The sequence below is a fragment of the bacterium 336/3 genome (genome assembly GCA_001281695.1).
In the GTDB taxonomy this organism is placed as follows: Bacteria; Bacteroidota; Bacteroidia; order Cytophagales; family Thermonemataceae; genus Raineya.
Genome location: LJIE01000001.1, coordinates 1,872,608 through 1,884,887, shown reverse-complemented (window position 1 = coordinate 1,884,887; position 12,280 = coordinate 1,872,608). Strand labels below are relative to the sequence as shown.

The window sequence follows — 12,280 nt, the reverse complement described above, 5'->3', positions numbered from 1 at the left end:
AATGGTTTAATTTTAAATGATTAGATTTCAGTAATGTTTTTTTATTACTATCTAAAACATTTAGCATTTATAAATTTAGCACTTTGCATTTTTAGATTTACAAATCTAAACTGCTGCTTCAGCTTTTACCCAATCGTAGCCTTTTTCTTCAAGTTCTAAAGCCAGTTCTTTACCTCCAGACTTGATAATTCTACCATCAAACAACACGTGTACAAAATCAGGTTGGATATAATCCAAAATACGTTGAAAGTGTGTGATTATCAAGAATGAATTTTGGCTGTTTTTCAGTTTATTTACGCCTTCTGCTACGATACGCAAAGCGTCAATATCCAAGCCTGAATCTGTTTCATCCAATACAGCCAAACGAGGCTCAAGCATTGCCATTTGGAAAATTTCATTGCGTTTTTTCTCACCACCCGAAAAGCCTTCATTCAATGAACGTTTCATAAGACTTTCATCCATTTGTAAGATTTTTGCTTTTTCTTTTAAAAGTTTCAAGAATTGAACAGCATCCAAAGGCTCTAATCCACGATATTTACGAATTTCATTCATGGCAGTTTTTAAGAAATTGGTAGTTGTTACCCCTGGTATTTCTACTGGGTGTTGAAAAGCCAAAAACATTCCTTCACCTGCCCTTTCTTCAGGAGCTAATTCGAGTAAATCTTTATCCAAAAATTGTACTTCACCACCTGTAACTTCATATTGGTCTTTTCCTGCAAGTACTGAAGCAAGTGTACTTTTCCCTGAACCATTGGGTCCCATAATGGCATGTACTTCGCCAGGGCGTATTTCAAGGCTAATGCCTTTTAGTATTTCCTTTTCCTCTATTCTTGCTTGTAGGTTCTTAATAGAAAGCATTATTGAAAATATTTATTAGTGAAAAAAATAGATAGTTTTACTTCCAAAACTAATGGAAATGTATATTTGTTCCAAAAAATTAAAATAAGTCTGCAAAGTTAAGACTTTTATTGTAATTTTGGACAAGAAAAGCTGTTATAACTCAAAATACTTGTTTGTAATATGGATTTACCAGAAAAAGAAACACTGAAAGAGTTAATCAAAGAAATTCTTTTAGAAGATAAAGAGTTTTTGAAAATTATCATCAAAGAAATGGCAGATGATGACAAGCGTTTTGAAGATTTATTAAAGCGAACTACAGAAACTTATAGCAATGTTTGGCAGGCATTGGCATAAAAAATATGCGATACTTAACTAAAAAAGAAATCGTTAGAATTAATAAAATCCAAGTTACAAGATTTGGAGGAAATTTTGTGTCTGAAGGAAATTTTTTAAATGAAGAAAACCTCGATTATTTGGTAGAAGCAATTCATGCTGAGATGTTTGGAGAGCCGTTATATCCAGCAATGCATCAAAAAGCAGGACTATACATGTACAATATTGTTTGTAATCACATTTTTCAGGATGGCAACAAACGTACTGGTTTACAGGCATCCATGATTTTTTTAATGTTAAATGACTATACCTTCAATACAAGTGTAAACGATGATTTATTGATAGATTTTACCATTGCTGTAGCATCTGGAGAAGTTTCTTTGGAAGGAGTACAAAATTGGTTTCAAGAACATATTATAAGAAAATCATAAATTTTAATAGCTAAAAGTTTTTCATTTTTAAATAAATTCATTGCAAAATGACAACTCGCCCCGATTTATTAGAAACAGCCCAAAAACTTGGACTTTTAGAAGAGGAGTATCATAAGATTGTAGAGGTTTTGGGTAGAAAACCAAATTTTACAGAGCTTTGTATCTATTCAGCTATGTGGTCTGAACACTGCTCATACAAAAACTCTATTGTTTGGCTCAAAACACTTCCAAAAGATTCTCCTAAAATGCTTGCCAAAGCAGGTGAAGAAAATGCAGGTTTGGTGGATATTGGCGATGGTTATGCAATTAGTTTTAAAATTGAGTCTCACAACCACCCTTCTGCTTTAGAGCCTTATCAGGGTGCTGCAACAGGTGTGGGTGGTATCAATAGAGATATTTTTACAATGGGTGCAAGACCTATTGCCCAGCTCAATTCGCTTCGTTTTGGAGATTTGTCTCTTGAAAAAACCCGTTATTTGCTTAAAGGCGTTGTAAAAGGTATTGGAGATTATGGAAATGCTTTTGGTATCCCGACTGTAGGTGGTGAAGTATTTTTCGATAAATCATTTACAATCAATCCTTTGGTCAATGCTTTTTCTGCTGGTGTTGTAAAGACTGATAAAGTGGCAAGAGCCATTGCTTTGGGCGTTGGAAATCCTGTATATATTGTGGGTTCGGCTACTGGCAAAGATGGTGTGGGTGGAGCAGCTTTTGCATCCAAAGACCTGACTGGTGAGTCTATCAAAGATTTACCTGCTGTACAAGTAGGTGACCCTTTCCAAGAAAAATTATTATTAGAAGCTACTTTAGAAGCGATTGATACAGGTTTTATTGTGGGTATTCAGGATATGGGAGCTGCAGGTATTATTTGTTCTACTTCCGAAATGAGTGCCAAAGGTGGTGTAGGAATGGATATTCATTTGGATAAAGTGCCTTTGCGTCAGGAGAATATGCAACCTTTTGAAATTCTGATTTCAGAATCGCAAGAAAGAATGCTTTTAGTAGTAGAAAAAGGAAAAGAAAAAGAAATTGAAGAAATTTTTAAGAAATGGGATTTGAATTGTAGCCAAATTGGAGAAGTAACCAATACGGGCATTTTAAAATTCATGATTTTAGGTGATGCCATTGCAAAAGTACCCGCAGAAAGTTTAGTGTTAGGTGGTGGTGCTCCTATCTATAAAAGAGAGTATAAAGAACCCGCTTATTTTGCAGAATACCAAAAATTTGATATCAATCAGGTAGTTGACATTAAGGATAAAGATATTTCTAAAATTGGTAAGTTCTTGCTTACACATCCTAATATCTGTTCAAAACGTTGGATATACGAACAATACGATTCGATGGTGGGTACAGCCAACCAAAGTACCAACGAACCTTCAGATGCAGCTGTTGTTTTTGTAAAAGGGACAGATAAATCTATTGTGATAACTGTAGATTGTAATTCCAGATACGTACATGCAAATCCTGAAGAAGGTTGTGCTATTGCAGTAGCTGAAGCATCTAGAAATATTGTATGTAGTGGTGGTGAACCCATTGCTATTACCAACTGTTTAAATTTTGGAAACCCTTATAATCCAGAAGTTTACTGGCAATTTGTAGGTGCTATCAAGGGGATGAGCAAAGCTTGTAAGAAATTTGAAACACCTGTTACAGGTGGAAATGTGAGTTTCTATAACCAGTCTAAAATTGATGGTGTAGAAACACCAGTTTTCCCTACTCCTACTATTGGGATGCTTGGAATTTTAGAAAACCAAGAAAACAGAATGACACTTGATTTTAAAGATGAAGGAGATTGGATTTATTTGCTTGGTGAGCCTAAAAACTGTATTTCAAGTTCTGAATATTTGTATTCTTACTTACAAATTCAAGCTTCTGGTTCTCCTCGTTTCAATTTGGAAGATGAATATGCTCTACAACAAGTAGTAAAAGGCTTGATTCAATCTAAACTTGTTCGTTCTGCACACGATTTATCAGATGGAGGCTTGTTTGTAGCCCTTTCTGAGTCAGCTATGTCTCGTAATTTTGGTTTTAGCATTGCCACAGACCCTCTTTACAGAAAAGATGCTTATTTATTTGGAGAAAGTCAAAGCCGAGTAATTGTTTCTGTGAGTAGTAAAGCTAAAGCAACCCTCAATTTTGAGAAGTTCATGAATGCCAAAGGTATTCCTTTCCGTTTCTTGGGCAAAGTAACCAAAGGCGATTACGAGATTGATGGTAAAAAAGTGTTGGACGTTCAAGAAGCTAAATACATCTATAATAACAGTTTAGGAGCTCAAATGAGTAAATAAATTTGGAATAAAAATATAAATTTTGTTCTTTGATAGAAGCTCCTTTTTGAGGCTTCTATCTTTTATTTTATCTCAAAATGTCTCAAAAAATATAGATACAAAAACCTTAGTTTCTTAGCTTTTTTTGTGTAGATTTGATATAACAAACTCGTAATCAAATGAAAGCATTTATTTCCACATTTGTATTTTTCTTTATATCTTGGGTAAGTCTTGCTCAAAATTGGGAAACCTTGAATGAAAAAGGTATTTATTATACTTTCACAAATGAATATATTAAAAGCACTGAAATATTTGAAAAAGCAAAAATACAAGCCGAAAAAGAGTTTGGAAAAAATCATGAAAATTATGCAACAGCTTGTTTGCTTTTAGGTGCTGTATATTCTGAGAGGGGTTTATATCCCCAAGCAGAATCTTTAATAATTGAAGGTGTAAGAATCATAGAAAAAGTTTTAGGTGCTAAACATTCTAAATATGCTAAATACTCAAATAATTTGATTTCTTTTTACATAGAAGATTGCTTCTCGTATGCAAAGGCAGAATTTGTATGTATAGAAGCGAAAAAAAAAATAGAAGAAGCTCTGGGCAAAGAACACCCTAGTTATGCCTCTTATTGTAATAAATTGGCTAAAATTTATCATAATCAAGGGTTGTATGCGAAAGCTGAGCCTCTATACATAGAATCCAGAAATATTTATGCTAAAGTTTTAGGCAAAGAACATCCAGACTATGCTCGATCTTGTGATAACTTAGCATTTTTATACATGAATCAGGGTTTGTATGCGAAAGCTGAGCCTCTTTACATGGAAATCAACAATATGTGTGAAAAGATTAATGGAAAAGATAATGAAACTTATTATGACCATTGTGCCACTTATCAGAATAAGTTATCTGACTTGTATAAAAGACAGGGTTTGTACACCAAAGCTGAGTCTTTATACATAGAAGCCAAAAATAGTTGTGAAAAGTTCAAGGGTAAAGAAAGCATAGATTATGCTTTTTCTTGCAATGATTTGGCAGATTTGTATAAAGAGCAAGGCTCTTATGCTCAAGCTGAAGTTTTATACATAGAATCTAAAAATATTTTTGACAAAAAAGCAGAAAAAAATCACTCTGAATATGCTCTTACTTATAATGATTTTGCTGATTTATACGAAAAGCAAGCTTTATATACAAAAGCTGAACCATTGTATAAGGAAGCTTCTTTAAAACTGATTTCAAATATGAAAAGAGATTTTATAGGGCTATCTGAAAAGGAGAAAGATGAATATTTGACTACTTTTAAAGATTATTTTGAACGTTATTATTCTTTTATTCTCAAAGCTCAAAAACCTGAGCTTTCTACTTGGCTCCTAGAAAACAACTTAATTACTAAAGGTTTGTTGTTCTTTTCTACTAATCAACTTCGTAGGAATTTAGAAAAAACTACTGACAAAAACCTACAAGATATCTACGAACAATGGCTTGCCAAACGCAAAGAAATAGCCAAAATCTACGAAATGAGTAAAGAAAACCGAAAAGCAGAAAATATCTATCCACAAGCCTTAGAAAAAGAAGCCAATGAACTTGAAAAAACTTTAAGTTCAAGCCTTGCCCAAAAAGGTATTTCAGTAGAGCTTACTCCTCGTGAGCGTTCTTGGACTGAAATTAAAGATAAATTAGTAAAAAAAGAAGCTCTTGTAGAAATTACTCGTGTTCGTTATTATGATAAACGCTGGACAGATACAGTTTTTTATGTGGCTTTTGTAGTCAAAAAAGATAGTAAACTTCCCGAAATGATTGTGTTACATAATGGTAAAGATATGGAAGCAGACCATATCAATTATTATCGTAACAGTATAAAAGCTCATAAACAAGATGTATCTTCTTACAAAATCTTTTTTGAACCTCTCCAAAAATCTATCAAGGGTATCAAAAAAGTATATTTCAGTGGAGATGGTGTGTATCACCAACTCAATTTAGCAACACTTTTCAATCCAAACTCAAAAAAATATTTAAGCGAAAAACTTAATATTCAGCTCATTAGTACAGCAAGAGATTTCTTAGATTTGAACAAAAAAGAGCTTAAAAAACAAGCAAATACTTATCGATTATACCTTTTTGGTTATCCTGATTTTGGAGATACATCTTCCAAGAAAAGAACAGAAGATAGAGGCATTGCAGATAATACTTTCATCAATCGAATAGATAAAAAACAACGTTTTTTTGATGCTCTATCAGGCAGTATAAGTTACTTGCCTGGCACCAAAAAAGAAATTGAAACCATAGAATTTTTGGCTAAAAAGGCTAAAATCTTAACACAAAGCTATTTAGCAGACCAAGCCAATGAAGAAAATTTGAAAAAAGTTTCTGAGCCTTCTATTTTACACATTGCCACACATGGTTTTTTCATAGAAGAGCAAGACAACGCTCAAGAAAACAAGCATTTTGATAATCCTCTTCTGAGGGCTGGGTTATTATTTGCTGGAGCAGAGCTAACCCTGAAAAAACAAGAAAATGGAAATAAAGAAAATGGCATACTAACTGCCCAAGAAGCCATGAATTTGGATTTGAAAAATACAGATTTGGTAGTGCTTTCTGCTTGCGAAACTGGCTTGGGAGAAATAAGAAATGGAGAAGGTGTTTATGGGTTACAACGAGCTTTCAAACAGGCTGGTTCAAAATCTATTCTGATGAGCCTTTGGAAAGTGGATGATACCACTACCCAAGAAATGATGGTTTTGTTTTACGAAAATATGCTCATCAAAAAACAAGATAAACGTTTGGCTTTCATTAATGCCCAAAATGAGCTCAAAAAGAAATACAAAGACCCTTATTATTGGGGAGCTTTTGTAATGGTAGGAGAATAATATTTGTGTAAATTTAGCATTTCTATTACTCCATTATTTTATGAAAAAATCAAACATTATTACTTTTGAAAAACTTGAAACAGAAGAAAATTTCAAGGCTTTACAAAATATCTCAAAAGCTCAAATCAGTCTTGTAGGTATTTATGGAAGGCTTATTTTTAAACCTGGTGATTGGAGTTTTATATTGGGAGATAATAATTTAGTTTATGATGCAACTACTGATGTGCTCAAAATGACTATCAATTTGTATGGAACTGATTTATCTTTGGAAATTGAAGCCCCAAGAGGTTTTACCATTTATGGAGAAACAAGCCTAGAAATCAAAAAAGCTTCAAAAATCACTTACAATGGTAATATAGAGCCTCCAGACCCTAAAGCTCAACATGTGCTTGTGATGGAATAAAAAAGGCTCTTTTCAGAGCCTTTTTTATTTTTTATATATTTTCTACTTTAAGACTTGTACCCATCCGTTACAATTTACTCCTGAAGGTGATTCCAAGAAATAATAGTATGTTCCTGATGCTACGTCTTTGCCCCAATCGTTTTTATAATCATCACTTTGGAACATAATTTTTCCCCATCTGTTCCAAATTTTTATTTTTGAACCAGCCTCTGCAATGGTAAACAAATCGTTTTTACCATCATTGTTGGGTGTAATTACGTTTGGAGGAAGTACTGGAGGAGCTGGAATAAATATTTTCTTTTCAACTTTCGAGTCGCAACCATTAGCGTTTTGAGCGAGTAATGTAATGGTAAACTCTTTATTATTCTCTAAATAAATAAATTCAGCAGGATTTGAACCTTGTAAAGTTCTTGAGTCACCCATATTCCATCTGAAATTAGAAAGCTTTGTAGTATCTACATTTACCAAAGAAAGTTTTACACGATAAGGTGTATTACAATCTTTCAAAAATTCATATTTAAAATCTATGGTAGCAGCAGGTAAAACAGTTACTTTCACAGTTTTCTTAATGGTACAACTCTCATCTTTCATTTCTACTGTGTAAGTAGTAGTTTGGTTTGGAGAAGCTACAGGGTTTCCAATATTAGGATTATTCAAACCTGTTGTAGGTGTCCATTTATATGATTTTGCTCCTGTTGCAAGGAGTTGTACTGTTCCAAATCTACAAATTTGTGTATCTCCAGAAACAATAAAGTTTGGAATAGAAATGAGTAAATCTTGAATTTTTTGAGCAGTTTTAGCACAATTTGTTACAACCAAACGAATTTTATAATTGCCTGAAGCCGTAAATGTAAATTGAAAGTCTTTATTGACTGTTTCTGTATAAAGCAAATTACCTCCCAAATCCAAAATTTGCCATTGAAAAGAGTCAAATTCTGTTACATTGGCAGGAAATTTAAAACTTACAGCTTGTGAACAAGATGTACCACCACTGCTGATAGGAGTCCCAACTGTGGGGTCTTGCATCTGAAAATCAGCATTGATACTTGTTTCAAACTTAAATACGGCACAGTCCCAGCTAGATGAAGATGTAGAAGCCCACGAACCTGATGTTGTTGAAAAACCACTGGGAGCACATACTGCATGATATACTATCCCTTCTTTAGAGAAACGACTTGTCCCTCCATCCACATGTTCACTTCCAGAACCTCCAATAAATGTTCCATACAACAAGCCTGTCATATCAGGCTTATAAACTGCTAAGTAAAAGTCTCCACCATCTGTTGTACCTTTAAAAGCATTAGGCGTAACTGGTGAGCCTGTTACAGCAGGAATAGAAGACCATCCACCATAACCAGAGATAAATATATTTCTACAATTATCAACTAGAAAAGCTGTTGGTGATAGATTATAAGAACCATTGCTATTTCCTACTCTTGTACTCCATTCGTTAGTAGCTAAATTTTGGTTTATTTTATGAATAAATTGCCCACTATTGCCATTGCTGTATGGTGGTGTAGTTGTTGGAAAGATAGGATAAGCACCGTTTCTGCTTTGTCCGTACGAATACACACCTCCTTGTGGGTCTAAATCAATGAAAAATACCATATCAGCATTGGTTGTACCCAAATAAGTACTTCTAATGAGTGTTCCTGTTGCATCAAATTTCGCAACAAAACCATCATCATTTCCAAAGGATGTTGCATTTAAACTTCCCGTAGTAGAAGGTAAATTAGTACTCCTTGTTCCGCCACCAATAAAAATCTCACCAGTAGCATTTGTTTTTACAGAAAGAGCCAAATCAAGATTGTTGCCACCAAAGTATCTACCAAATAATAAATTTAAGTTATTATCAAATTTTACAAGCAGAGCATCTTGTCCACCTTGTAGCGTTCCTGTGACACCTGAAATAGAAGCAGATGTAGTATTGGTAGCTAAAAATATATCTCCATTGTTATCTACATAAATATCTCCTCTACTACCATCTCCATAATTATCTGTTGTCCAAGCAAAACCAAGAGATGGCTTGATGGCTTCGTTACCTGCTCCACCTAATAACCTTGAACGATCAAGCGTACCATCAGCATTGAGTTTTACAACGTATAAATCTGTACCACTTGAGTACGAAACAGCTGTTACAGAAGCACTTGTACCACCTTGAAATGTTGGACCAAATGTTGTAGGAAAATTATTGGAACCCGTTGCACCGAAAGCAAGGAGTTTATCTCCATCTGTTACCAAACTGTGAGGTACTTCGCTAGCACTTCCACCTACAAAAGTGATATACATGAGTGTGGTTCCTGTAGGATTATATTTATACAAACGAATATCTGTACTACCTCCCAAAGTTCCTACATTGGTAGGTGTCGGAGAATTTGCTCTGATTCCTGTTCCAAAAGAAGTAGAACCTGAATATAAATTTCCTGTTGCGTCAAAAGTAGCTGTATTTCCATAATTAGGTGAACTCGCTCCTGAATAAGTTGAAAATATCAAATCTGGATCTATAATCAAAGGATATCTCTTATTGTAGCCTTTAGGAAATACAAAACCTAATTGTGTACCATTCAACGCAAATTCAGTAGGTACTTCTACCATTTTACCTCTAATAATCTGATAACTATAAGGGCGTTTTTCGTACATATTACCTACAGATGTTTTAATCTCTAATTTTCCATCAGGCAAAATTTGTAAACCACTGGTATAATCGTAATTCATTTTTATGAGGCTTGGGTCTGCTCCCACAGCCAAGTGAAACTCATACTTTAATGATTTACCTTTGCTGTATAAATAATAATTGGTTTTAGGATAAATTTCTTCAAAAGTAATTTTGCTATATGAATTTGCTCCTTCAGCCCAAGAACTTGCATCTCCTAAATAATAATTGTATTTGGTTGGATTTACATCAGAGGCTTTGGCTTGTATAGGGTTTGCTCCTTCAAAATTGATTTTAAAACTATGATAAGGTATGCCTTTATCTTCAAAAGGCATATGAGAGTGTTTTTCATCATGATCATGTCTGTTATGCATGGCAAGTGCATCATAGAAAAAATACTGTAATGAGCCATTTTGTACATCCAAAAAGCCTGCTGGTATTTCAGCTCTATATTGAATATCTTTATACCACTGTTTTTTGTTCTCAACAAAATGAATAGTAGGTTTAATAACATCCATGTTTTGAGCGATTTTGTTGGTCTTTTGTGCAAAAGCCCCAAACACCAATCCCAAAAAACAGAAAGATAAAAGTATTCGCATAATTTGGTATATTTTATGTTGTAAAATTCGCTAAATTTACTGTAAATATCTTTGAAAAAAAAGTTTAACATAAAATATAATTTGTATTAATACATCATATACCGTATTTTATATTAAAAAAATCTCAAACACAAATACAGAATGTGTTTCTTTACTTGTTACATGGCAAATCATAAATAGCATAATCACCAATATATTATACAGATACGAGCCTTAGGCTTTGGCATTATTGTTGTAATTAGTTAAATTTTAACCAACCTTATTTATCTTATGAAATTAATAATTCTACTTTTTACACTTTGTTTTTCCACTATTAGTTTTGCTCAGAAAAAAGTTGAGCATATGAAAAAAACTGATGAAATCCTTGTGGATGGAGTCAAATGGGCTACTGCTAAAAGTTTACGTGGTAATGGGACTTATCAAAGAATCATTGCTATCAAAGATATTACAGGCAAAGAAGTTGTTTATGGGAAAATCCTTAGTGGACAAGACAACAACTACTATGAAATACAGTTTGTTCAATCAGGGAAAATAGCATACAAAGCTCCTGGCAGATTCAACATTACAAGAGATTTGGCAATATTTTTGGTAGAGTATGAAGCACTTACAAAAGATGGCTTCAATTCAGCTGGAGAAGATAAAATTATGTCATTATTTAGTAATCCTCCTACTTTATCAACCACTTCTAATCCAAGTCAGTATGTTCCCTTAGACCCTAATAATACAACTCCCAATAATAATAATTCTAATACCAATTTTATAGAAAGAAATAGACAAGCTATGGTATTCGTATCTGGCAACAAAATTCAACAGGATTCAAAAAATATTGGTACAATTGAGGATAAAAATCAAGTGATTGGTGGCGAAATTGTGGTTACTTATATTGTTAAAAATCATTTAAATGTAACAGTTGGTGAAGCTACGACTAAGATGAACAGTCAAGAAGTACGTTTAATAACATTTAAAGATAACCAAGTTCACAATATTACAACTCAAAATGGATATATGAGAAACGATACAAAAAGAAGTATTGCTCAATATCTCAATGAAAGATATTATTGGTAAAATTATAGTTAGGCTAAATCGTGATGGTTTGGCCTAACTTCTCCAGAGAAATCCAAATAATAAATAAGAAACACTTACTACGATTAAATTGATAGCACCCAAAGTCGCTATTTCTTCTAAGCTGGAGCCTCTATCCAATCCATCCATTGCATTTTTAGAAACTTTGATGAGTAACAACAGCATTGGTAAAATAACAGGAAAGCCCAAAACAGCCATCAACACTGAATTATTATTTGCTTTGGCTGCAATTGCTGAAACCATTGTAAGTGTTGAAGCAAATCCAATAGCCCCCAATACAAGATTTAAAATAAAAAATGGCAAATCTTGAACAGGATTGCCTAAAAACAAACTATACCCTCCCAAACCTATGAGTGCAATGAGTAACATTAAAACTATATTATAGATAATTTTTGAGATAATAATCAAGTAAGGACTTACAAGGCTATAATAATAATACTGTCGTCCTGCTTTTTCTTGCATAAATCCTTTTGCAATGGCATTAAAAGCTGAGAAAAGCAATATAAGCCAAAACAAAGTATTCCAAGTAATGGGTTGTAATTTTTGCGTTTCCAGATTAAAACTCAAGTAGGCAACAAAAATAGCACTAGTTATATAGAGTATAAGCCCGTTGATAGCATACTTCTGTCTCCACTCCAATAAAAACTCTTTGGCTATCAGACTTTTGATTTGTAAAATCTCTTTCATCTACTTATTTATTGATTTAGAATGTACAAATATTAAAAAAAAACGTCACAAAAATTTGCTTCCTTATCTTTTTTTTCTACCTTTGTACCCGCCCACGACCAGCTCCTGCTGAACCCC

At 33.5% G+C, this 12,280-nt stretch carries 7 protein-coding genes and 1 pseudogene; 5 read left to right on the top strand and 3 right to left on the bottom strand.

From position 1 onward, the window contains the following. Positions 1 to 105: 105 nt before the first annotated feature. Positions 106 to 858, bottom strand: coding sequence for a cysteine desulfurase (gene sufC, locus AD998_08770; protein ID KOY86227.1), 753 nt, complete (start codon positions 856 to 858; stop codon positions 106 to 108). Between the two features lie 341 nt (positions 859 to 1,199). Here sufC and AD998_08765 point away from each other — a divergent pair. The 4 genes and pseudogenes from AD998_08765 to AD998_08750 all read left to right on the top strand — a co-directional run bounded on the left by AD998_08765 (position 1,200) and on the right by AD998_08750 (position 7,141). Beyond that, positions 1,200 to 1,481: pseudogene (locus AD998_08765) on the top strand (hypothetical protein). 170 nt (positions 1,482 to 1,651) lie between these two features. Further along, the gene (locus AD998_08760; GenBank protein ID KOY86226.1) at positions 1,652 to 3,892 is read left to right on the top strand and encodes a phosphoribosylformylglycinamidine synthase; all 2,241 of its coding nucleotides are present in this window, start codon (positions 1,652 to 1,654) and stop codon (positions 3,890 to 3,892) included. A gap of 158 nt (positions 3,893 to 4,050) precedes the next feature. Further along, entirely contained in the window at positions 4,051 to 6,738 is a 2,688-nt protein-coding gene (locus AD998_08755) for a hypothetical protein (protein ID KOY86225.1), read from the top strand. 40 nt (positions 6,739 to 6,778) lie between these two features. After that, the gene (locus tag AD998_08750) at positions 6,779 to 7,141 is read left to right on the top strand and encodes a hypothetical protein (protein ID KOY86224.1); all 363 of its coding nucleotides are present in this window, start codon (positions 6,779 to 6,781) and stop codon (positions 7,139 to 7,141) included. A gap of 42 nt (positions 7,142 to 7,183) precedes the next feature. On the opposite strand, the gene AD998_08745 is transcribed toward AD998_08750, so the two are convergent. Next, on the bottom strand, positions 7,184 to 10,393 hold the full coding sequence (locus AD998_08745) for a hypothetical protein (GenBank protein ID KOY86223.1): 3,210 nt from the start codon (positions 10,391 to 10,393) through the stop codon (positions 7,184 to 7,186). Between the two features lie 342 nt (positions 10,394 to 10,735). On the opposite strand from AD998_08745, the gene AD998_08740 reads away from it, so the two are divergent. Next, the gene (locus tag AD998_08740) at positions 10,736 to 11,458 is read left to right on the top strand and encodes a hypothetical protein (protein KOY86222.1); all 723 of its coding nucleotides are present in this window, start codon (positions 10,736 to 10,738) and stop codon (positions 11,456 to 11,458) included. A 33-nt stretch (positions 11,459 to 11,491) separates the two neighbouring features. Here AD998_08740 and AD998_08735 read toward each other — a convergent pair whose 3' ends face one another. Next, positions 11,492 to 12,163: an ABC transporter permease gene (locus AD998_08735; protein KOY86221.1), complete on the bottom strand. Its 672-nt coding sequence runs from the start codon at positions 12,161 to 12,163 to the stop codon at positions 11,492 to 11,494. Positions 12,164 to 12,280 lie beyond the last annotated feature (117 nt).